This window comes from Cytobacillus spongiae (assembly GCF_021390075.1).
Genome location: NZ_CP089997.1, coordinates 2902841 through 2925297, shown reverse-complemented (window position 1 = coordinate 2925297; position 22457 = coordinate 2902841). Strand labels below are relative to the sequence as shown.

Below are 22457 nucleotides of genomic sequence, written 5' to 3'. Positions count from 1 at the left end.
TGGATATCCTTATCTAAGCACCTTTTTTGGTAAAAGGCTGAACCCAAAATCTCTAGGTTTCTCAATTTAATCTGCCTAGGGACAAATACGTTCCTCCCATTCGAAACAATTAGCAATAGAGAAATAGACATAGGCATCATTAGAGGCTTAAGAAGTATATTAACCAACATTTTGAAATCATTTGTCTTTTTTTACATGGAAATTAAATTATTGGTCAATCTAATAATGGAGCTTTTTACAAGGGAAAAAGCTGTTATAATTACACCTCTCATGGTATGATATAAGAGGTACGTACATCTTGTGGTTTTGAAAGGAGTAGCAATCATGGCTAACAATATTGCAAAAATGATTGATCATACACTATTAAAAGCGGATGCAACAAAGGAGCAAGTCGAAAAGCTTTGCTCCGAAGCTAATGAATATAAATTTGCTTCCGTATGCGTGAACCCTACATGGGTACAAACAGCAAGTAATCTATTAAAGGATTCTGGCGTAGACATTTGTACAGTGATAGGCTTTCCACTTGGTGCGACAACTCCTGAGACAAAAGCATTTGAAACGAAAAATGCGATCGAAAATGGAGCAACTGAAGTCGACATGGTTATTAATATTGGTGCGTTAAAAGACGGCAACGATGAACTAGTAGAACGAGATATTCGAGCAGTTGTAGAAGCGGCAAAAGGAAAAGCACTTACAAAAGTGATCATTGAAACATGTTTACTAACTGAAGAAGAAAAAGTCAGAGCGTGTGAATTATCAGTGAAAGCTGGTGCCGATTTTGTTAAAACATCTACAGGCTTTTCAACAGGTGGAGCTACTGCAGAGGATATTGCATTAATGCGTAAAACAGTCGGTCCAGATCTTGGAGTGAAGGCTTCAGGTGGAGTAAGAAGTGCAGAAGATGCTGAAAAGATGATTCAAGCAGGAGCTACTCGTATTGGAGCAAGTTCGGGTATTGCTATTGTTAAGGGCCTTACAAGCGATTCTGATTATTAATAGAACAACGAAAAGCCGATTTATAATTATTCGGCTTTTTTTATTTCCTTCCATGAACTTTTAATATAAAACTTGCAAATACTGAAGCAAACGGAAGAACTAGGATCGAGGATAATACATTAAAGAGTACACTTGTGTGTGCGAGCTGAACGGCGGGCTCTCCTGCAGTCATATAGCCCAATTGTTCTAATTGCCCAATAAATGGATAAAATAAAATGACTCCTACAACATTCAACCATATATGAGCATAAGCGGACAACTTTGCCTCTTTTCCCCCTCCGATTGATGCTAAATAAGCAGTGACGCAAGTTCCTATGTTCGAACCAAGCATGATGGCAATCCCAGTGCCTAAGTTTAATGCTCCTCCTGCAAGAAACCCCATAACAATCCCAGTTGTTGCCGTGCTTGATTGAATAAGGGCAGTCAAGATAACTCCAGTTATTATGCTAAGGAGATTGCTTGTTGAGAGAGAAAGAAGCAATGTCTCTACAATGGGGATTTTTGTAAGGGGATGAACAAGAAATTCAAATCCTTTCATCGCAGAAAATACTAATGAAATTCCTAATAAAATCAGACCAATGCTTTTGAGACTCTTATTTTTCATCCAAATTAGCAACCCTCCAGTTAAAGCAAAAGGAAAAAGCATGTTATCTATTTGAAAGGTAATAAATTCAGTTGTAAAAGTGGTACCAATATTTGTGCCAAGAATAATACCAATCGATTGATGAAAGGTTAACATACGAGCTGAAATCAACCCAATTGTTAACACCATTACTGCAGAGCTGCTTTGAAGAAGTGCGGTAATCAAAGTCCCAACTAATAACCCTTTCCATGGAGAGGATGTGAGCTTGGCGATCCATTTTTTTAAAGAGTCAGCAGATAGATTAAATAAGCCTGTTCGTAAAAGCGTCATTCCAAAAATAAATAAAAGGATGAAAAAAATAAATACGATTAAATAATGCATGTCCTCACTCCTTTCTTCTTCAACATATGAGTGTAGAGAAAATGGCATGCATGAATTTTCGTCGAGTTTCCATTGATGTAGAAATGTGTAAAATCAGTAGATGTGGGATGATGGCAAGTGATATATGCTAATTCAAGTTCTTCGACAATGGGAAATCAATTGAAAATTTCGTTAGGTTGGAGATAAATCCAATTTAATAGTGAATTTAGACTATTTCAGCTAGGGTGAATAACAGTTGACCTGCAATCACTGTTATATTATAATTGCAAAGTACATGGTTTCCATGTGATTGATGTAAGTGTGTTGTGTTCGGAGGGAGGGAAAGAGAATGTCTAAAACTGTCGTTCGTAAAAACGAATCGCTTGAAGATGCTCTACGTCGCTTCAAACGTTCAGTTTCTAAAACTGGTACTTTACAAGAAGCTAGAAAGCGCGAATTCTACGAAAAACCTAGCGTGAAGCGTAAGAAAAAATCTGAAGCTGCAAGAAAACGTAAGTTTTAAGAGAGGGTGTAACATTAATGAGTCTTCTCGAGCGTTTAAATAATGATATGAAGCAAGCGATGAAAAATAAAGAAAAAGACAAGCTCACCGTTATTCGGATGATAAAAGCTTCATTGCAAAATGAAGCAATTAAAACTGGAAACGATCTTACTGAAGATGAAGAGCTTACTGTCCTAACTCGCGAAGTAAAACAACGCAAGGACTCCCTCCATGAATTTGAAAAGGCTGATCGTCAAGATCTAGTTGAAAAAATTCGTACGGAATTAACGTATGTGGAAATATATTTGCCTAAACAGCTTTCAGAAGAAGAACTTTCAGAAATTGTGAAAGCAACTATTTCAGAAACAGGCGCAGCTTCAAAAGCTGATATGGGAAAAGTGATGGCTGCGATTATGCCTAAAGTGAAAGGTAAAGCAGACGGGTCACTTATTAATAAACTTGTACAACAACACCTTTCATAAGAGAATAATGAATAGAAAAACCGTAAGCCGATGCTTACGGTTTTTTGACCATTTAGCTAGTATTATTAGAAGTATTTATTATATTGCATCTCTCAGCTCGCATAATTAAATCGCTTTCGATAAAATAAAGATAGGAGTAACGATAATTGAAAATTAATTGAAACTTATTCTTTTGTCAATCGTAATAGAGATATTGAAGTTTTTGAAGGCCTATGATTGTATGAAAGGGGGAGAGATGAACATGAGAAAATGGTTGTCCATCTTATTATTGGGATTAGCTGCTTGTTTCTCGTTTCTACCTGCTGATGGTTCGGCTGATAATGAAGTGGTGTACGTCGTCCCAATTAAAGAAAGCGTAGAAAAAGGCTTATATGCATTCTTAAACAGAGCTGTTCATACAGCAGAGGAAGAAAGTGCTGATGCGATCATTTTTGAAGTAGACACTCCAGGTGGCTTCGTAGATGCAGCAGGGAAAATTGCCAAGCTACTCAATTCTACTGAAGTAAAAACGATTTCCTTCATTAACAACCAAGCATTATCTGCAGGAGCCTATATTTCCTTAAATACAGACGAAATTTACATGGTACCAAACTCTACAATGGGTTCTGCAGCTGTCATTGATCAAGAAGGAAATACAGCTGGAAAAAAAGCTGAATCAGCTTGGCTTGCTTCTATGAAAAGTGCGGCAAATCAAGGTGGGAGAGATCCAATATATGCCCTAGCGATGGCGGATGAGAGTATCGACTTACCTGAATATGCAGCGCCAAAAGGTAAACTTCTAACACTTACTTCAAATCAGGCATTGGAAGTAGGTTATGCAGAAGGGATTGTTAATAATCTCGATGAACTGTTATCCGATCTTGGATTTGAAAACGCAGATATCCGTAGTCTAGATGAAAGCTTCGCGGAAAAACTAGCTAGGTTTATTACTCATCCAGTAGTTGTACCAATTTTATTGTCTTTAGGAAGCTTAGGTCTTGTGCTAGAGCTATATTCTCCAGGCTTCGGGATTCCCGGGTTTATGGGATTATCTTCACTGTTATTATTTTTCTATGGGCATCTTGTTGCGGGTTTAGCTGGCTATGAGACGATTATTTTATTTATTGTAGGAATCATATTAATTATCTTAGAGTTTTTCCTTCCAGGAGGAATAGCTGCTATACTTGGATTCATAGCAATATTAGGGAGCTTATTCTTAGCAACCGACAATGTTCTTTACATGGGAATATCTATATTAATTGCAATCGGTATTTCCATATTAGCCTCTATTCTAATGATAAAGGTGTTTGGTAAAAAGATGAGTATATTTAGAAGAATTATCTTGACCGATTCTACAAGTACAGAGGGAGGCTACATTTCAAACAAAAGCCGTCTCGATTTAATTGGTTTAGAAGGAACCACATATACACCTCTTCGTCCATCTGGTACAATCCAGATCGGAGACGAACGGATCGATGCAGTAAGTGAAGGGGCATTTATTCAGAAGGATAAGAGAGTCAAAGTGATCAAGGCTGAAGGCTCTCGCATTGTTGTTCGTGAATTATCAAATTAAATAGATTATTTTTTAAAAGGAGGAATTTTCATGATCACTGCTGGAACAGCATTTATTCTAGTAGCTATCGTATTAGGTATTATTTTATTAGCTGTATTGTTTACGTTTGTACCTGTAATGCTGTGGATTTCAGCATTAGCAGCTGGTGTGAAGGTAAGTATCTTCACACTAATCGGGATGAGATTAAGACGTGTTATACCGAACAGAGTCATAAATCCATTAATTAAAGCCCATAAAGCGGGTCTAGGAGTTACAACAAACCAGTTAGAAAGTCACTATCTTGCTGGAGGAAATGTGGATCGCGTTGTCAATGCGCTTATCGCAGCTCACCGTGCCAACATTGAATTATCCTTTGAGCGATGTGCTGCAATTGACTTAGCAGGTCGTGATGTATTAGAAGCCGTACAAATGAGTGTCAACCCAAAAGTAATTGAAACGCCATTTATTGCTGGTGTAGCAATGGATGGAATTGAAGTAAAGGCAAAAGCTCGTATTACTGTTAGAGCAAATATCGAGCGACTTGTCGGTGGGGCTGGTGAAGATACTGTCATTGCTCGTGTAGGGGAAGGGATTGTTTCGACGATCGGTTCTTCTTCGAATCATAAAAAAGTACTAGAAAATCCAGATTTAATTTCTCAAACGGTACTCTCAAAAGGCCTTGATGCCGGAACAGCTTTTGAAATCTTATCGATTGATATTGCTGATGTAGATATCGGTAAAAATATTGGTGCAGAATTACAAACAGAGCAAGCGGAAGCAGATAAGAAAATTGCCCAAGCGAAGGCAGAAGAGCGTCGTGCAATGGCGGTAGCTCAAGAGCAAGAAATGAAAGCACGCGTAGAAGAAATGCGTGCAAAGGTAGTAGAAGCAGAAGCGAAGGTACCACTAGCAATGGCAGAAGCACTTCGTTCAGGGAATATTGGCGTGATGGACTATATGAATATCCAAAATATCTCTGCTGATACGGACATGAGAGGATCCATAGGGAAATTGACAGACGATAAGGAAGACCAAGAGTAAGAAAAGGTATTCTCCTATTTTAAGAAAGGAGGGATCCGATCTTGGATTTGCTTTTTGAAAATCCCTTCATAATTGTTGTCTTAATCGGGATTATTTCTTCCCTGTTTAATCGAATGAAGTCTTCAGCTGAGGAACCTAAGCGACAGCCGGTAAGGCCGGTGCAAAACCGACCAGCCCAAGCTCAATCAACAACTATGGAAGAAAAAATAGAACGTCCTTACGTTCATCGAGAAGAAAAGTCGGTAATGGTGACAGATACTCCGTTGAATGAAATTCAGGAAAAATATGCCGAAAAGAAAAAAGCAGCTGAGGAGAGGCTCAAGCAGCTTGAACAACAGAAAGCTGTTACGGAAAAACGAGCGGCTCGCATGAATAGCCAAGTAACAAGAGTTGTTCATAAGCAAAGCTCTAGAAGTGAGCGTCTTTCACCGAATAAGGAAAAGCTTGTAGATGCAGTAGTTTGGTCAGAAATTTTAGGCCCACCTCGAGCTAAAAGACCATTTCGAGGAAGGGTAAAATAACATCGTTTAAATCGTAAAAATCAGTGCTAGAACCCCCATTCATTTCATACATATGAGATGAAAGGGGGTTCTTTTTTATGGCAAAAAAGTGGGGACAGAAGGTCCGTAGCTGGATGACAAAAAACATGGAGCTTCCTCAAGATGTAGTCATGGATTTACCCCGCATAACGATGGTTGGCCAAATTCATATTTATATAGAGAACCACCGGGGACTTATTACATTTTCAGATCAGGAATTGCGTTTGCTCTTAAAGCAAGGGCAGTTACTAATAAAAGGTCAAGCCTTTGTCATAAAAACGATCTTACCTGAAGAAATCTTATTAGAAGGAAAAATTGACCAGGTTCTTTATCTAAATGAATAAATATCAGCATTTCAGGGGGAAGAAAATGAAAAACCATTGGATAGAATTCTATAAGGGGATTGTTACAGTCAAGGCATCAGGAAGAGGTACTGAACGATTTATCAATCAATTAACAAAGCATGGAATCCTTGTATGGAATGTAAAACGCCTTGGAACACATGCGATTACGTTTAAAATGAAATTAGCAGATGCAAAGCAAATTCGAAGCGTTGCAAGGAACAGCGATTGTAAAATCGAGTTCCTGCAACGGCTTGGACTTCCATTTCTAATGAAGAGACTATTAAAAAACAGCGGGTTTTTAATCGGTTTTACCCTGTTCTTTATGGTTATTTTCTTGTTATCTAATATGATTTGGGGGATTCAAATAAATGGGGCGAATCCTGCGACGGAATATAAAATTAGCAAAGAATTGGACAAGATGGGTGTGAAAGTAGGGAAGCTACAGTTTTTCGTTGACGATGCGGAATCAATTCAAAGAAAGCTGACGGATCAAATTGAGGAAATAACGTGGGTAGGTATTGACTTGCGTGGGACAACCTATCATTTACAAGTAGTCGAAAAGAATGAGCCAGAGAAACTTGAATATTATAGCCCGAGAAATCTAGTGGCAAAGAAAAAAGCTGTCATTGTTCAAATGTTTGTAGAAGAAGGACAGCCCGCTGTGAGGATTAATGACCATGTAAAGCCAGGCCAACTATTAGTGTCTGGAACCATCGGTACAGAGGACCAACCGAAGATTGTCCCAGCAAGAGGAGAAATCTTAGGGGAGACTTGGTATAAGACAGATGTAATCTTCCCGTTAAAAACAAGCTTTCATGTCTTTAATGGGAATGAAAAAAGAAGACATTTTGTGAAAATTGGTGGCTTATCCATTCCTATATGGGGTTTCGGAAAAAATGAATTTAAGCAATTTGAAACAGAGGAAAACGACAAGAAGCTTCGTTTTTTAAAGTGGGAGCTTCCCATATCGTATATTAGCAAAACAGAAAGAGAAAAAGAGGATGTAACAAAGGAGTATTCGAAAGAGGAAGGGCTTGAGATGGCAAAAAAACTTGCTAGAACGGATATAAAAAATCAGGTTAGTGACGAAGCTAAAATCAAGGGAGAAAAAGTTTTGCACCATTCTATAGACAATGGTAAAGTAAAGTTATCAATACATTTCCAAATTATTGAGGATATTGCAATTGAACAACCTATAATTCAAGGAGACTCAGAATGACAGAAGACTTAAAAACGATCAACATTCAGTTAGAAGGCCCTAACGAGGCAGTGGCTCTTTTAGGAAATTCGGATGTTAACTTGAAAATCATTGAACAAGAATTAGGTGTTTCCGTTGTCACTAGAGGAGAATCTGTAAGCGTTTCAGGAGACATCCACAAGGTAGAACTAGTAGGCAACATTCTAGACAAATTAATTTATGTGATTCGTAAAGGGATAAATATTAGTCAAAGAGATGTAGTCAACGCAGTCCAAATGGCTGAAAAAGGTACATTAGACTACTTTAAAGACCTTTATGAAGAAGAAATCGGAAAAACCGCTAAAGGGAAGTCTATTCGTGTTAAAACATTAGGGCAGCGCCACTATATTCAAGCCATTAAGAACAATGACCTAGTATTTGGGATTGGACCAGCAGGAACAGGAAAAACGTACTTAGCAGTCGTAATGGCGGTTAATGCTTTAAAGAATGGCCATGTGAAGAAAATTATTCTAACTCGTCCGGCAGTTGAAGCTGGTGAGAGTCTTGGATTTCTTCCGGGGGATTTAAAAGAAAAGGTCGATCCTTATTTACGCCCCCTTTATGATGCGCTTCACGATATATTTGGTGCAGAGCATACTCAGCGTTTAATTGAGCGAGGAACGATTGAAATTGCCCCGCTAGCATATATGCGAGGGAGAACACTCGATGATGCTTTTGTCATTCTTGATGAGGCTCAAAATACAACACATGCTCAAATGAAAATGTTTTTAACAAGACTAGGCTTTGGCTCAAAAATGGTAATTACCGGTGATCGAACGCAGGTAGACTTACCAAAAGGTGTAAAATCGGGCTTGATTGTAACTGAGGACTACCTTAAGGGTGTTGATGGGATCTCCTTCATTTATTTAGAACAAAGTGATGTAGTGCGCCATCCGTTAGTTGCAAAAATCATTCAAGCGTATGAAAATAAAGAATAAACCAAAGCCGTTTGGTCTAGAAGCCAAGCGGCTTTGTTAATGTATCGGTAAAAAAGTAAGCCTATAGCTGTCTAAATTGAAGAAAAAGGTGAAACTTGGACGGAAAACTGTTATCATTTTACATAATTATATAACAATATATATAACACCAATTGAGCATGAAGTACGATATACCAAATAAATCAGCTCAGCTTTTTGCAATTCGAATGGAATTGTGACGATTGGAGGGAGCTAACATGAAAAAAGTTCAGTCTTCTTTAACAAAGCTACGAAATTTATTAGATATTACAGTATTTAAAATCTTGTTGTTTGTATTATTAGGTGTCATATTATTTTTGGCTATGTTTAGTAATGTTAAGCCGGAAAAATTAGATATCAGTTTATTTTCGGTAGCGGAACAAACCATTCGATCCCCGATTACGATTGAGGACAAAGAGAGTACCGAGAAAAAGAAAAAGGAAGCGGGAGATCAAGTAAAAGATGTGTATGTACTGCGTAAGGAAATTGCCCAAAACCGCGTAGACCTTATTACATCCGTATTTGATTCTGTTATTGAGGTAAAAGAAGAAGTAAAAGAAAAGCGTGATGAAGATAATAAAGTAAATACTAGTGTAGAAGAGGTCAAGCAGGAAGTTAGTGAGACATCTCCAAGTGATATGCTTACGATGTTAAAAGGAAAATTAACTGAAAATGTGACGAAAGAGATTTCTGATCCTGTTTTGTCCCAGCTACTCCAAGCAAATAAAGATGAATTATCCATTGCAAAAGATTTGACAGTAACAGCCATTAATAATGTCATGAGCACCCGCATACCAGCAGATGAGGTGGAAAATGCCAAGAAGAAGCTAGAGGAAGAACTGAAATATACGAGCCTAGCTTTGAATTTAAAGAGCGCTGTCATAGATTTAGGGCGTTACGCAATTACCCAAAATGAATTCTATGATCCAGTAGCAACAGAAGAATTAAGACAACAATCTGTAGAAAGTGTTGAACCTGTCAAAATTCTTCAAGGGCAAATCATTGTGGAAGAAACTCAATTGATTAATAGAGAGGTTTATCGACAATTAGAGCTTGTAGGCATGCTAGATAACGAAAATTCCATGCAGCCATTCATCGGCCTAGCCCTCATTATTTCAATAGTTATGGCTGCCCTATATTATTATTTTTACGAAATGAATGTCCCAATAGACAAAAAGCAAAGCTATCTATTATTGTTTAGCTTAATCTTTGTTTTGTTGATTTTGCTTATGAAAGGGATCAGTTTATTTCAAGAAATCGATTACTCTGAAATTGGGTATGTCTTTCCAGCTGCCTTAGGAGCAATGCTGATAAAAATACTAATTGATGAACGATTAGCAATTCTGCTAACGATTATTATGGCGATTTGTGGAAGCATTATCTTCAATGAAGGAGTTACAGGGACGCTCCATATTACAGTGGGAATTTATATTATTTGTAGTGGGCTCGCTGGGATATTATTCTTAAGTAAACAAAATCAACGCTCAAAAATTCTCCAAGCTGGATTATTTGTTTCTGCCGTTAATCTAGTTGTAATTTTATCCTTATTGCTATTACGGAATGGTCAATATGCGCCTGTAGAATACGCTTTTTACTTTGTTGTTGCCTTTTTATCTGGGATTACTTCTGCGGTGTTAACAATCGGATTATTACCGTTCTTTGAGGCAGGCTTTGGTATTTTGTCAACTATGCGTCTAATCGAGCTTTCAAATCCAAACCATCCGCTTCTGCGAAAAATCCTAACAGAAGCACCGGGTACCTACCACCATAGTGTCATGGTAGCGAATTTAGCTGAATCAGCTTGTGAAGCAATTGGAGCGAATGGATTACTAGCAAGAGTCGGATGCTATTATCATGATATTGGCAAAACGAAACGACCGCAATTCTTTATAGAAAATCAAATGAATATTGAAAATCCACATGACCGTCTACCACCGCAAACAAGCAAGAACATAATTATTGCCCATGCTACAGACGGTGCTGAAATGCTAAGAAAATACAAGATGCCAAGAGAAATTGTAGACATTGCAGAGCAGCACCATGGAACCACATTATTAAAATACTTTTTTCACAAAGCAAAGCAGAACGGATTGGAAATTCAGGAAGCGGATTATCGATATCCTGGCCCTAAAGCACAAACGAAAGAAACGGCGATTATTGGGATAGCCGATAGTGTTGAAGCGGCTGTCCGCTCCATGTCACATCCTACAACAGAACAAATTGAAGGCCTAGTTCGTAGTATAATATCAGATCGTCTGCAAGATGGTCAGTTGAATGAATGTGACTTAACACTCAAAGAGCTGCAAACAGTGGCAGACACTCTTTGTGAAACATTGAAAGGAATCTTCCATTCCCGAATTGAATATCCAGAAATGACAAAACAGAAGGTGAAGCGCGCATGAGTTTAATGATTGATTTTATTGATGAAACAAATGAAGTAAGTGAAAGTGATATAAAAACAATTGAGCAGCTACTTCAATTTGCTGCGAAAAAACAAGAAGTTGATGAAGAAAGTGAAGTGTCTATCACATTTGTAACGAATGATCGCATTCAAGAAATTAATAAAGAGTATCGCCAAAAAGATTATGCAACAGATGTCATATCTTTTGCGATGGAAGAAATGGGAGAAGGAGAAATGGAACTTTTAGGTGTTGATATGCCCCGAGTTCTAGGCGATATTATTATCTCTACGGCAAAAGCAAACGAGCAAGCGGAAGAGTATGGGCACTCGTATTTGAGAGAACTAGGTTTCTTAACCGTTCACGGGTTTCTTCATCTTTTAGGTTACGATCATGAAACGGAAGAAGACGAGAAAGTTATGTTCGCTCGTCAAAGAGAAATATTAGATGAATTCGGATTACAAAGGTAGACGTCGACACCAACCAGGGGGCTTTTTACGATCCTTTTCATTTGCTTACGAGGGAATCAAGACGGCAATCAAAAACGAAAGAAATTTACAAATACACTTTATTGTTTCAGTGCTAGTGATTGTCTTTGGGATAATCTACTCTATCTCAATGACTGAATGGGTATTTATTTGCATGCTAATTGGTGGAGTTATCTCCTTAGAGCTATTAAATTCGGCGATTGAACGAGTAGTTGATCTCGTGACTGATGAATATCATCCATTGGCCAAGCAAGCAAAGGATATAGCTGCCGGAGCGGTTCTAATCTACGCGATCCTCTCTGTAATTGTTGGCGGAATCATTTTCATTCCACGGATCTTTTTCTAACTTCTTTACGAGGTAACACGCAAGACGCCATTTATGTGTCTTGCGTTTTTCTATAAAAGTAGTAAGTTTTTTGGAGCCCATCGTATTTTATTTGGACGGATTTATGGTGCTAAGGGAGTCTCAAACAGTATAGAACTTGGTTCCTTTATTGTGCTAGTATATATTAATTTTGGGGGAAATTTGAAAACCCTTCACAATTCCGTTAAAATATCTAAGCAATAGCAAAAACTAAAGATGTATTATTTTTAGAAAATTCAAATTTTTATTTTACAAATTCCTTACAAGCGATGATTTTAGAGCGAAATTAAGGTAAAATAAAGAAAGACGGCAGTCTTCTTTTAGAAAGGAAGAATGGTTTGTGAAAAACGATCAATTAATCGTAGAAGCAAAATTAGCAAGAGAGAGAGCGTATGTTCCTTACTCCAAATTTAAAGTTGGTGCAGCACTTTTAACTAAGAACGGTAAAGTATATCATGGGTGCAATATTGAAAATGCAGCTTACAGCATGTGTAACTGTGCAGAACGCACAGCACTATTTAAAGCATACTCAGAAGGAGATAAGGATTTCGAAATAATGGCTGTAGTAGCAGACACAGCTCGACCTGTTCCTCCATGCGGGGCATGTCGCCAAGTAATTTCCGAATTGTGCCCAAAAGACATGAAAGTGGTTTTAACGAACTTAAATGGGGAAATTAAAGAATTAACAGTAGAACAATTATTGCCAGGAGCATTTTCACCGGAGGACTTAAATGAATAACGGAAGCAATCAAGGGTTTAAATCAGGGTTTATTAGTATAATCGGCAGACCAAATGTAGGAAAGTCTACATTTCTAAACAGAGTTATTGGACAGAAAATTGCGATTATGAGTGATAAACCTCAAACAACAAGAAACAAAGTACAAGGCGTAGTAACTACAGATGATTCACAGCTTATTTTTATTGACACACCAGGAATTCATAAGCCTAAGCACAAGCTCGGTGACTTTATGATGAAAGTTGCTCAAAACACACTAAAAGGGGTCGACCTTGTATTATTCATGGTCAATGCCGAAGAAGGATATGGGCGTGGAGAGGAATTTATAGTAGAAAAATTAAAAACGGTAAATACACCTATTTTTTTAGTAATTAACAAAATAGATCAGATTCATCCAGACCAGCTTCTTACCATTATTGAATCTTATAAAGAAAAGCATGATTTTAAAGAAATCATTCCAATTTCAGCACTAGAGGGCAATAACATTGAGACTTTACTCGAGCAAATTAAAGGGTATCTTCCAGAAGGGCCACAATATTACCCAGCTGACCAAGTAACCGATCATCCGGAACGATTTATTGTATCTGAATTGATTAGAGAAAAAGCACTTCATCTAACTCGAGAAGAAATTCCTCATTCATTGGCTGTTGTAATTGACAAAATGGAGCGTCAAAAAGATAAAGAAATGGTTCATGTTATGGCAACCATTATTGTGGAGCGTGATTCTCAAAAGGGAATAGTTATTGGGAAGCAAGGGAAAATGCTCAAAGAAATCGGGAAGCGTGCAAGAATAGATATTGAAAATCTTCTTGGAACAAAAGTGTTTCTTGAAGTTTGGGTAAAGGTTCAAAAGGACTGGCGTAACAAAATGACACAACTTCGAGACTTTGGATTTAGGGAAGATGAATATTAATATGTACATCCGTCCTTGTTACAATATTAAGTAGAGATTAGAAATATGCATGATTTACATTAGCAATATTTTCGTCTCATGATTTTGCAATGACAGGCTATGATATATGTTAAGGAATTGATAATTGTTCATGCTAGTTTAAAAAATGAAAGGTGGGGTTTTCGATGTTGGATTTTACCTGGAAGGTATTTTCGCACACAGGTAACATTGACACTTATCTTCTCTTTAAGGAGCTAGAAAAGGATAATGATGAAATACCCGAAGAACAAGCAGAAAAGCTAGCAGAGGTTGATTTTCCCATCTCATAGGTTTGTCTCATAAAGGGATGGTGACCGATAGATGCTCCAAAAATGCGAAGGCATCGTGATTCGAACAATCGATTATGGTGAAACAAATAAGGTTGTTACTTTATATACTCGAGAATTTGGAAAGATAGGTGTGATGGCAAGAGGGGCTAAAAAGCCAAATAGTAGGCTCTCTGCCGTCACACAGCTCTTTACATATGGTTATTTCTTATTTCAAAAATCATCTGGCCTAGGTAGCTTGCAACAAGGAGATATAATTTCTTCTTGGAGAAGCATTCGTGAAGATATTTTCATCACTGCGTATTCAAGCTATGTTGTCGATTTAACAGATAAAGTCACAGATGATCGGAAGCCAAATCCATTCCTTTTTGAATTATTGTATCAAACATTAAATTTCATGAATGAGGGCTATGAACCTCAGATTATCTCTCATATTTATGAGATGAAGATGTTGAATCCATTAGGGCTTTATCCAGTATTAAACCAATGTGCTGCGTGTGGAAGTGCGGATGGTACATTCTCATTTTCAATTCGAGAGGGCGGTTTTATCTGTCATCGATGCTTAGACAAAGATCCGTATCATTTAAAAATTTCTCCTGCAACAGTGAAGCTGCTTCGATTGTTTTATTATTTAGACCTTTCGAGACTTGGGGAAATATCGGTAAAAGATCAGACGAAAGCAGAATTGAATAAAGTAATCAGTACATACTATGATGAATATTCGGGCTTAAATTTGAAGACTAAGAAATTTCTGAATCAAATGAATGCGTTAAATAATAAGCTATAACTTGTTGACATCTTTAAGTGATTCCGCTATGATTCAAATTAAATTAATAGTTGCATGGAAGGAAAGGAGTACTTTGCCTCTTCTATAAAAGCGACCTTAGGATAGTGTGAGCTAAGGGATAGAATGTAAAGGAAGGCGTTCTGGAGCAACGTTGCTTAACAAAGTGGCTGTTACAAACAGCAAATAGGGTGGAACCGCGGGTTACTCTCGTCCCTATGCTATCCAAAGCATAGAGACGGGAGTTTTTTGTTTTTCAAAACCTGCAGTCCACCTGATTTTTATCTTGATTGCTGTAGGAAGTGCCAGCAGCTGAGCCAAGTGAGCTCAATAAGTACAAATTACTTTGGAGGTGTTTGAAACATGAATATCCAAAACATGATTTTAACATTACAGAAACATTGGTCAGATCAAGGGTGTATCTTAATGCAAGCTTATGATGTGGAAAAAGGGGCAGGAACGATGAGCCCGTATACGTTCCTTAGAGCAATAGGGCCTGAGCCTTGGAATGTAGCATATGTGGAGCCTTCAAGAAGACCAGCAGATGGACGCTATGGAGAAAATCCAAATCGTTTGTATCAGCATCATCAATTCCAGGTTATTATGAAGCCATCGCCAGACAATATCCAAGAGCTATACTTAGATTCATTGCGTGCTCTAGGGATCAACCCATTAGAACACGATATTCGCTTTGTTGAAGATAATTGGGAAAATCCATCACTAGGGTGTGCTGGGTTAGGCTGGGAAGTATGGCTAGATGGGATGGAAATTACACAATTCACTTACTTCCAACAAGTAGGGGGGATTGAGTGTAAACCTGTATCTGTAGAAATTACGTATGGAATTGAACGGTTAGCCTCATATATTCAAGAAAAAGAGAATGTGTTTGATTTAGAATGGACAAATGGTTTTACAGTAAGAGATATATTCGGGCAACCAGAATACGAGCATTCAAAATATACATTTGAAACATCTGATACAGATATGCTCTTTACATTGTTTAATACGTACGAAAAGGAAGCTCATAGACAAATGAATGAAGGACTTGTTCATCCGGCTTATGATTATGTTCTGAAATGTTCCCATGTATTCAATCTCTTGGATGCAAAAGGGGCGATCTCCGTAACTGAAAGAACAGGCTATATCGGTCGTTGTCGAAACCTTGCGAGAACAATTGCCAAGACTTTTTATGCAGAGCGTGAGAAATTAGGTTTCCCAATACTTAATAAAGAGGAGGAAATGGGTCATGAGTAAAAAAGATCTATTACTCGAGATTGGTTTAGAAGAACTACCAGCTCGCTTTGTAACCAGCTCCATGAATCAGTTATCGGAAAAAATACAAGCTTGGCTTACAGATAACCAAATTCTGTTTGGAGAAGTTAAAGCATACTCAACTCCTAGAAGACTTGCTATTTTCGTTAAGGATGTAGCAGAAAAACAAGAAGATATCCACGAAGAAGCCAAAGGACCAGCAAGAAAAATTGCCGTTACTGAAGATGGGGAATGGACAAAAGCAGCAATTGGGTTTACACGTGGCCAGCAAATGAGTGTGGAAGATATTTATTTCAAAGAAATGAATGGCGTTGAATATGCACATGTAAAGAAATTCATTAAAGGACAAGAAACTAAACAACTTCTAGAACAATTAAAGGACATTGTGACGGGGCTTACTTTCCCAAAGAATATGCGATGGGGAAACGAAGACCTACGTTATATTAGACCTATTAAGTGGATCGTTGCATTATTTGGTCAGGAACGTATTCCCTTTAAAATTACACATGTAGAGACAGGGAATTGGAGTATGGGACATCGTTTTCTTGGTGAGAAGACGGAAATAACTGCTCCAGCTGTATACGAGGAACAGCTATTAGCACAGCATGTACTAGCGGATCCTGTAAAAAGAAAAGCTGCAATTGTTTCTCAATTAGAAAAGATTGAAGAAGAGAACAACTGGGTGATACCAATCGATGAAGACCTCCTAGAAGAAGTAACGAATTTAGTTGAGTATCCAACAGCACTTTATGGGAAGTTTGAAGAAGCGTTTTTGGAAATTCCAGAAGAAGTTCTCATAACTTCTATGAAGGAGCATCAACGTTACTTCCCAGTAAAATCAAAGGAAAATCAACTGCTTCCATACTTTGTTGCCGTTCGAAATGGCGATCATAAACACCTAGAAAAAGTGGCAAAAGGGAATGAAAAAGTGCTAAGAGCACGTTTGGCTGATGCAGCTTTCTTCTATCATGAAGATCAAAAAACGAGCATTGAGGATTCACTTAAGAAGCTTAATAAAATTGTATACCATGAAGAAATCGGAACATTATCAGAGAAAGTTACTCGAGTACGTCGCCTAACAAATGTACTTGCTGATGAACTGCAATTTTCAACAGAAGAAAAGACGGCAGCAGATCGAACAGCCGAAATTAGCAAATTTGATCTTGTTTCACATATGGTATATGAATTTCCTGAGCTTCAAGGATTTATGGGAGAAAAATATGCTCTGCAAAAGGGTGAGAATGAGCTAGTATCAAAGGCCATCAATGAACAGTATATGCCTAGAAATGCAGAGGATGACACTCCGCAATCAAACGTTGGTGCAGCGATTGCAATTGCAGAAAAACTAGATACCATCGCATCTTGCTTTGCGATTGGAATCATTCCGAGTGGTTCTCAAGATCCCTATGCTCTAAGACGTCAAGCAACAGGTATTGTTCAAACTCTACTAAATAAAAAATGGAGACTTTCACTTGAGAGTCTGATAAACCAATCATTAGACTTTGTGATAGAAGCAGGGATTCAGAAGAAAGAGAAAGTAGAACTTCAAAGAGATCTTGTTAATTTCTTTAAGCTTCGTATTAAGTATCTTCTTCAAGAGCGTGGGGTACGTTATGATCTCATTGATGCAGTATTAGGTGGAGATATTGGTGAAATCCCAGCCTTAATGAGTAAAGCAGAAGTTCTTGACATGAAGAAAAATGACCTTGAATTTAAAGAAAACATGGAAGCGTTAAGTCGAATTCTTAATATTGCAAGCAAAGCAGAAGTAGAAGGGGAAGTAGAGGTCACAAGATTCGAGAATGAGCATGAAAAAGAGCTGTATCAAAAATATTTAGATGTAAGAGAGCAATTAAGTAAAGATGTAACCGAAGAAGAATACTTTACTTTACTTGTGTCACTGAAAACACAGATTGATCGCTATTTTGAGCATACAATGGTAATGGCAGAGGATGCTAAAGTTCGTGAAAACAGACTGAATCAAATGCTTAAACTAGCTTCGTTAGTTAAAAAATTTGCAAATATTAATGAGGTTATTGTAAAGTAACACATATACGAAAGTGGGCCTGTCAACCATGACAGGCCTTTCTATCTTTTTTTGTACCTTTTCCATGAAATGGTTTCAAGAAACAGTCACAAGCATAAAAAAATTATTCTTTTCATTTATGTTAAATAGTATATAATAATTTTATAAAAGTATAACACTTTTCCGTTTGAGAACGTTCTATTCTAATGATACTAAGTGGGATGACGAATTACTTCATTCGTGTTTGTTTATGAGCAACAAGTATGATCTATCCCTTAGAGGAGCTAATTACATAATTGAAGCACGGTATTTTTTATCGTATGTTAGGTGGTGAGGACAATCGAACTAAATAAACGTCAAGAACAAATTCTTGAGATTGTAAAAGATAATGGGCCAATCACTGGGGAGCATATTGCAGACAGACTAAACCTAACGAGGGCGACCTTGAGACCTGACTTAGCTATTTTAACAATGGCAGGATATTTAGACGCACGTCCACGTGTTGGTTATTTTTATACGGGGAAAACTGGGACTCAGCTTCTGACTGAGAGGCTGCAAAAGCTGTTCGTGAAAGATTTCCAATCGATCCCAGTAGTAGTAAATGAAAATGTATCAGTATATGATGCGATTGTTACCATGTTCTTAGAGGATGTAGGAACATTATTTGTTGTAGATCAGGATTCGTTACTAGTAGGGGTTCTTTCACGAAAAGATTTACTAAGAGCAAGCATCGGCAAACAAGAGCTCACAACTTTACCAGTAAACATTATTATGACGAGAATGCCTAATATTACGATGTGTACAAGAGAAGATTTAATGATAGAAATTGCAAAGAAATTAATTGAAAAACAAATAGACGCATTGCCGGTAGTAAAAGAAACAGAAAAGGGCTTTGAGGTTGTAGGGAGAATGACAAAGACAAACTTAACAAAAGCGTTTCTTGCCCTTGCAGAAAATGATTAAGCGATCAGAGGAGATGGTGAAAGAGAATGAGTAAAATGCCAATCATCTATGTCGTGTCTGATTCGGTTGGAGAAACAGCTGAACTGGTGACAAAAGCCGCTACTAGCCAATTTGACAGCAGAGATACAACAATAAAAAGATACCCTTACGTAGAAAGTAAACAGGACATTGAAGAGGTCATTTCTTTAGCTAAATTAGACCAAGGGATGATTGCTTATACGCTTGTTAAGCCTGATATGCGTAGCTATATTAACGAATTAGCTCAAAAGGAAGGGATCATTGTTAGCGATTTAATTGGACCATTAATGGATCAAATCCAGATAATGAGCGGTTTAACTCCACGTTATGAACCAGGATTGGTACGTAAGCTAGATGAGGATTATTTTAAACGAGTAGAAGCAATTGAATTTGCAGTTAAATATGATGACGGGCGTGACCCAAGAGGGATTCTAAAGGCGGATATCGTTTTAATTGGTGTTTCTAGAACATCTAAAACGCCATTATCCCAATACTTAGCTCATAAACGTTTGAAGGTTGCTAACGTTCCTCTCGTACCAGAGGTTGACCCACCAGAGGAGCTCTTCAAGGTATCACCTGACAAATGCTTTGGCTTAAAAATTAGCCCAGAAAAACTAAATAATATCCGTCGAGAGAGATTACTTTCTCTAGGGTTAAATGATCAAGCAAGCTACGCTAACATCGATCGGATAAAAACCGAAATTGACTATTTTGATAAAATCGTTTCAAGAATAAATTGTCCGGTCATCGATGTAACAAATAAAGCAGTGGAAGAAACAGCTAATCTTATTTTAGCCACTTACTTGAAAAAGAATAAAGGACTATAGCACATGTGAGAAGATATGTGCTATTTTTCTTGTTTCAGCTATCTGTTCTCGTATTACATAATATTGTTAATGAAAAAGAAGGCTTTTTATTAGCAATGATCTATACAGATCGCTTATGCTAAAGTGAAAAATAGTTCTTCACTAAGCTGTTTTCGAATGTATGGATGCCTTTATTCAAAATGGAGAAATGTGAACTTATCCTATAGAAAATCAAAATCGCAAAAAAACCTCTAAAAACTGTCTTGAAATAAGAAAAAACAATAGCAAATCCTACTTTTATATACTATAATAAAAAATTGTGATAAAAATGTATCATATTAGGTTTAGACTAAGGCTTTAACGAATAAACTATTTATTGTCAGAAGTCAAGAAACCCAAGTAGAAAAAATTCGACAAGATTCTGAATATAAAAGTTATTTCTATGAAGAAGGAATATGCGGAGTGATGTAGAATAAGTAGTACAATAGGGAATCAAAGAATTGTAGTTGATGCCGACTCCTGTCCAGTTAAACAGGAAATTGTCGAAATCGGCAGACGGTTTTCAACAGAAATTATGATGGTTGCTTCTTATGCACATATGATGAATGAACTAACAGAAGCAACATGGAAATTTGTTGACTCGAGTCGTGAAGCAGCAGACCTTTATATTATGAATCATGTTCGAAAGGACGATGTCGTTGTAACACAAGATATTGGCCTTGCTTCTACCCTTCTGCCTAAGCAAGTTTATGTTCTATCTCCCAAGGGTATTTTATATGATGAGAAGGACATACAAACGGCTCTAGATATGCGGTATTTATCAGCAAAAGCTAGAAGGCAAGGGAAATATGGAAAAGGTCCCAAACCTTATAGCTCTCAGGATCGAGATAGGTTTGTGAATCAATTGACGAAGATTTTGTCGAATTTTGCAGGAAAATATTAAATGAACTAGAATATCTCAATGTACAGATGGAGATGTGCTCATGGCAGAGAGAATATCCGAAGAAAAAATTAATGATATTCGCCAATCTGTTGATATTGTTGACGTTGTAAGTGATTATGTACAACTGAAAAAGCAGGGGCGAAATTACTTTGGTCTATGTCCCTTCCATGGCGAAAACACACCGTCATTCTCTGTATCACCTGATAAGCAAATATACCATTGCTTCGGCTGTGGAGCTGGTGGAAATGCATTTTCCTTTTTAATGGAGCTAGAAGGCTATTCATTTGTAGAAGCTGCGTTAAAGTTGGCGGAAAAAGCCAATATTGACCTAGAGATCGAAGCCACAAGCATTGCTAAAGAAAAGTCTGTTTCAAAAGACCTTCAACAAATGATGGAGGCTCATGATCTATTAAGGAAATTTTATCATCATTTGCTTGTGAATACAAAGGATGGTCAGCATGCCCTAGAGTATTTATTAGATAGAGGATTTACGATGGAGTCCATCCAAAAATTCCAAATAGGGTATGCGTTAAATTCATGGGATTTTGTTTGCAAATTTTTAACCAAGCGAAAATTTGATCCAAATTATATGGAGAAAGCTGGTCTAATCATTAAGCGGGAACATGATGGTGCATTTTTTGATCGTTTCCGTAATCGCATCATCTTTCCTATATTTGATCGAAATGGAAAAACGATAGCATTTTCAGGAAGGTCGCTTGGGGAGGAACAGCCAAAATATTTAAATAGTCCAGAAACACCCATCTTCAATAAAAGTAAAATTCTATACAATTTTCATTTAGCAAGACCAAGCATACGCAAACATCAGCAAGCGGTTCTTTTTGAAGGGTTCGCAGATGTAATTGCAGCTGACAGAGCAGGCGTAGAAAACGGGCTTGCCACAATGGGAACCTCATTAACAGAAGAGCATGTTGCGGTGCTTAGGCGAAATGTTGAATCCGTAACCATTTGTTATGATTCCGATAGTGCAGGGATCGACGCTGCCTATCGAGCTGCGACTATGCTCACAGAAGCAGGAAGTCATGTAAGAATTGCGCTTCTTCCTGACGGATTAGACCCTGATGACTACATTAAGCAATCTGGGGGAGAGAAATTCCAGAATGATGTAATAGGGGCAAGTCAAACATTTATGTCCTTCAAGATCTTTTATCATAGAAGAGGGAAAAATCTTCAAAATGAAGGAGATAGACTCCTTTATATAGAAGAGATACTTAAAGAAATTAGCCGCTTAGAAAAGGCGGTTGAGCGAGATCACTATTTAAGGCAGTTAGCTAATGAATTTTCTTTATCGCTAGAGGCTTTAAAGCAACAACAAAAACAAGTCTATTATCAAGAAAAGAGAAACAACCAGGGACAACAAGCGAACTCTGGAAGAAAGCAATTATTTATCCCTCAACAGAATGATAAGCTTAAACCTGCGTATTTTACTGCTGAAAGAAGATTAATTGCTCATATGCTAAGAGATAGTGAGGTAGCTTACAAAGTTCAAGTGCTGCTTCAAGGAAATTCCTTTAATATAGATGAACATCAAGCGATTATGACTTATTTATTAGGTTTTTATGAGAAAGGTGAAGCCTCTGATTCAAGTGCCTTTTTAAATTTCCTCCAGGATGACAAGCTAAAAAGAATTGTTGCAGACATCGGCATGATGTCAATTAACGATGAAATTAGTGAGCAGGAGTTAAATGATTATATTAAACAGGTGTTGAATTATCAAAAACTGTTAAAAATAAAAGAAAAAGAGGCAGAACGAAAAGAAGCAGAGAGTCAAAAGGATTATTCAAGAGCAGCAGCAATTGCTATGGAAATCATACAATTGCAGAAATTACTATAGACTGTCTTTGATTTTTG

23 protein-coding genes and 1 other annotated feature are annotated in these 22457 nt (G+C 37.4%); of the genes, 22 read left to right on the top strand and 1 reads right to left on the bottom strand.

All coding sequences use genetic code 11. The features are described from left to right. The first annotated feature begins 324 nt into the window (after nt 1-324). Entirely contained in the window at nt 325-996 is a 672-nt protein-coding gene (gene deoC / locus LS684_RS14855) for a deoxyribose-phosphate aldolase (protein WP_233807073.1), read from the top strand. A gap of 40 nt (nt 997-1036) precedes the next feature. Here deoC and LS684_RS14850 read toward each other — a convergent pair whose 3' ends face one another. Beyond that, nucleotides 1037-1960, bottom strand: a complete 924-nt coding sequence (locus LS684_RS14850) for a Na/Pi symporter (RefSeq protein WP_233807072.1) — start codon at nt 1958-1960, stop codon at nt 1037-1039. Nucleotides 1961-2288: 328 nt separating this feature from the next. Between LS684_RS14850 and rpsU the strand changes: the two genes are divergently transcribed. The 21 genes from rpsU (at nt 2289) to dnaG (ending at nt 22440) form a co-directional block, all read left to right on the top strand. Then, on the top strand, nt 2289-2462 hold the full coding sequence (gene rpsU / locus LS684_RS14845; protein ID WP_003152957.1) for a 30S ribosomal protein S21: 174 nt from the start codon (nt 2289-2291) through the stop codon (nt 2460-2462). Nucleotides 2463-2479: 17 nt separating this feature from the next. Then, on the top strand, nt 2480-2923 hold the full coding sequence (locus tag LS684_RS14840) for a GatB/YqeY domain-containing protein (protein ID WP_233807071.1): 444 nt from the start codon (nt 2480-2482) through the stop codon (nt 2921-2923). Nucleotides 2924-3164: 241 nt separating this feature from the next. Next, nucleotides 3165-4475 (top strand): NfeD family protein, encoded by a 1311-nt coding sequence (locus tag LS684_RS14835; RefSeq protein WP_233807070.1) that lies wholly within the window; start codon nt 3165-3167, stop codon nt 4473-4475. Between the two features lie 30 nt (nt 4476-4505). Then, nucleotides 4506-5495, top strand: coding sequence for a flotillin-like protein FloA (gene floA / locus LS684_RS14830; protein WP_233807069.1), 990 nt, complete (start codon nt 4506-4508; stop codon nt 5493-5495). 41 nt (nt 5496-5536) lie between these two features. Continuing rightward, a complete protein-coding gene (locus LS684_RS14825) occupies nt 5537-6016 on the top strand; it encodes a YqfB family membrane protein (RefSeq protein ID WP_233807067.1) in 480 nt (159 codons plus the stop codon). Nucleotides 6017-6093: 77 nt separating this feature from the next. Beyond that, nucleotides 6094-6378 (top strand): sporulation protein YqfC, encoded by a 285-nt coding sequence (gene yqfC / locus LS684_RS14820; RefSeq protein ID WP_233807065.1) that lies wholly within the window; start codon nt 6094-6096, stop codon nt 6376-6378. Between the two features lie 25 nt (nt 6379-6403). Further along, nucleotides 6404-7597 (top strand): sporulation protein YqfD, encoded by a 1194-nt coding sequence (gene yqfD / locus LS684_RS14815; RefSeq protein WP_233807064.1) that lies wholly within the window; start codon nt 6404-6406, stop codon nt 7595-7597. Next, entirely contained in the window at nt 7594-8553 is a 960-nt protein-coding gene (locus LS684_RS14810) for a PhoH family protein (protein WP_233807063.1), read from the top strand. The genes yqfD and LS684_RS14810 overlap by 4 nt, the downstream gene beginning before the upstream one ends. A gap of 236 nt (nt 8554-8789) precedes the next feature. Further along, a complete protein-coding gene (locus LS684_RS14805; protein ID WP_233807062.1) occupies nt 8790-10973 on the top strand; it encodes an HD family phosphohydrolase in 2184 nt (727 codons plus the stop codon). Next, nucleotides 10970-11440, top strand: a complete 471-nt coding sequence (ybeY, locus tag LS684_RS14800) for an rRNA maturation RNase YbeY (RefSeq protein WP_233807061.1) — start codon at nt 10970-10972, stop codon at nt 11438-11440. Before LS684_RS14805 ends, ybeY begins: the two co-directional genes overlap by 4 nt. Continuing rightward, nucleotides 11418-11804: a diacylglycerol kinase family protein gene (locus LS684_RS14795; protein WP_233807060.1), complete on the top strand. Its 387-nt coding sequence runs from the start codon at nt 11418-11420 to the stop codon at nt 11802-11804. The genes ybeY and LS684_RS14795 overlap by 23 nt, the downstream gene beginning before the upstream one ends. 358 nt (nt 11805-12162) lie before the next feature. Next, complete coding sequence (locus tag LS684_RS14790) at nt 12163-12561, top strand: cytidine deaminase (protein ID WP_233807059.1); 399 nt, start codon at nt 12163-12165, stop codon at nt 12559-12561. Then, complete coding sequence (gene era, locus LS684_RS14785; protein WP_233807058.1) at nt 12554-13471, top strand: GTPase Era; 918 nt, start codon at nt 12554-12556, stop codon at nt 13469-13471. Before LS684_RS14790 ends, era begins: the two co-directional genes overlap by 8 nt. Nucleotides 13472-13635: 164 nt before the next feature. After that, nucleotides 13636-13779: a YqzL family protein gene (locus tag LS684_RS14780; RefSeq protein WP_233807056.1), complete on the top strand. Its 144-nt coding sequence runs from the start codon at nt 13636-13638 to the stop codon at nt 13777-13779. Nucleotides 13780-13810: 31 nt separating this feature from the next. Then, on the top strand, nt 13811-14563 hold the full coding sequence (gene recO / locus LS684_RS14775) for a DNA repair protein RecO (RefSeq protein WP_233807054.1): 753 nt from the start codon (nt 13811-13813) through the stop codon (nt 14561-14563). A 46-nt stretch (nt 14564-14609) separates the two neighbouring features. Then, nucleotides 14610-14781 (top strand) — a binding site (T-box leader). A gap of 142 nt (nt 14782-14923) precedes the next feature. Continuing rightward, a complete protein-coding gene (gene glyQ / locus LS684_RS14770; protein ID WP_233807052.1) occupies nt 14924-15814 on the top strand; it encodes a glycine--tRNA ligase subunit alpha in 891 nt (296 codons plus the stop codon). Then, nucleotides 15807-17879 carry a glycine--tRNA ligase subunit beta gene (glyS, locus tag LS684_RS14765; RefSeq protein ID WP_233807050.1) on the top strand — a complete coding sequence of 691 codons (2073 nt, stop codon included), beginning with the start codon at nt 15807-15809 and terminating at the stop codon, nt 17877-17879. Before glyQ ends, glyS begins: the two co-directional genes overlap by 8 nt. A gap of 306 nt (nt 17880-18185) precedes the next feature. Beyond that, on the top strand, nt 18186-18821 hold the full coding sequence (ccpN, locus tag LS684_RS14760; RefSeq protein ID WP_349293065.1) for a transcriptional regulator CcpN: 636 nt from the start codon (nt 18186-18188) through the stop codon (nt 18819-18821). Nucleotides 18822-18847: 26 nt separating this feature from the next. Further along, complete coding sequence (locus tag LS684_RS14755) at nt 18848-19666, top strand: pyruvate, water dikinase regulatory protein (protein ID WP_233807046.1); 819 nt, start codon at nt 18848-18850, stop codon at nt 19664-19666. Between the two features lie 451 nt (nt 19667-20117). Beyond that, entirely contained in the window at nt 20118-20588 is a 471-nt protein-coding gene (locus LS684_RS14750; protein WP_432418828.1) for a YaiI/YqxD family protein, read from the top strand. A gap of 40 nt (nt 20589-20628) precedes the next feature. Further along, a complete protein-coding gene (dnaG, locus tag LS684_RS14745; protein ID WP_233807045.1) occupies nt 20629-22440 on the top strand; it encodes a DNA primase in 1812 nt (603 codons plus the stop codon). The last annotated feature ends 17 nt before the right edge of the window (nt 22441-22457 follow it).

Coding starts and splice junctions, on each gene's coding strand:
- deoC (WP_233807073.1), top strand. CDS start 325: ATGGCTAACAATATTGCAAAAATGATTGATCATACACTATTAAAAGCG.
- LS684_RS14850 (WP_233807072.1), bottom strand. CDS start 1,960: ATGCATTATTTAATCGTATTTATTTTTTTCATCCTTTTATTTATTTTT.
- rpsU (WP_003152957.1), top strand. CDS start 2,289: ATGTCTAAAACTGTCGTTCGTAAAAACGAATCGCTTGAAGATGCTCTA.
- LS684_RS14840 (WP_233807071.1), top strand. CDS start 2,480: ATGAGTCTTCTCGAGCGTTTAAATAATGATATGAAGCAAGCGATGAAA.
- LS684_RS14835 (WP_233807070.1), top strand. CDS start 3,165: ATGAGAAAATGGTTGTCCATCTTATTATTGGGATTAGCTGCTTGTTTC.
- floA (WP_233807069.1), top strand. CDS start 4,506: ATGATCACTGCTGGAACAGCATTTATTCTAGTAGCTATCGTATTAGGT.
- yqfC (WP_233807065.1), top strand. CDS start 6,094: ATGGCAAAAAAGTGGGGACAGAAGGTCCGTAGCTGGATGACAAAAAAC.
- yqfD (WP_233807064.1), top strand. CDS start 6,404: ATGAAAAACCATTGGATAGAATTCTATAAGGGGATTGTTACAGTCAAG.
- LS684_RS14810 (WP_233807063.1), top strand. CDS start 7,594: ATGACAGAAGACTTAAAAACGATCAACATTCAGTTAGAAGGCCCTAAC.
- LS684_RS14805 (WP_233807062.1), top strand. CDS start 8,790: ATGAAAAAAGTTCAGTCTTCTTTAACAAAGCTACGAAATTTATTAGAT.
- ybeY (WP_233807061.1), top strand. CDS start 10,970: ATGAGTTTAATGATTGATTTTATTGATGAAACAAATGAAGTAAGTGAA.
- LS684_RS14795 (WP_233807060.1), top strand. CDS start 11,418: ATGAATTCGGATTACAAAGGTAGACGTCGACACCAACCAGGGGGCTTT.
- era (WP_233807058.1), top strand. CDS start 12,554: ATGAATAACGGAAGCAATCAAGGGTTTAAATCAGGGTTTATTAGTATA.
- LS684_RS14780 (WP_233807056.1), top strand. CDS start 13,636: ATGTTGGATTTTACCTGGAAGGTATTTTCGCACACAGGTAACATTGAC.
- recO (WP_233807054.1), top strand. CDS start 13,811: ATGCTCCAAAAATGCGAAGGCATCGTGATTCGAACAATCGATTATGGT.
- glyQ (WP_233807052.1), top strand. CDS start 14,924: ATGAATATCCAAAACATGATTTTAACATTACAGAAACATTGGTCAGAT.
- glyS (WP_233807050.1), top strand. CDS start 15,807: ATGAGTAAAAAAGATCTATTACTCGAGATTGGTTTAGAAGAACTACCA.
- LS684_RS14755 (WP_233807046.1), top strand. CDS start 18,848: ATGAGTAAAATGCCAATCATCTATGTCGTGTCTGATTCGGTTGGAGAA.
- dnaG (WP_233807045.1), top strand. CDS start 20,629: ATGGCAGAGAGAATATCCGAAGAAAAAATTAATGATATTCGCCAATCT.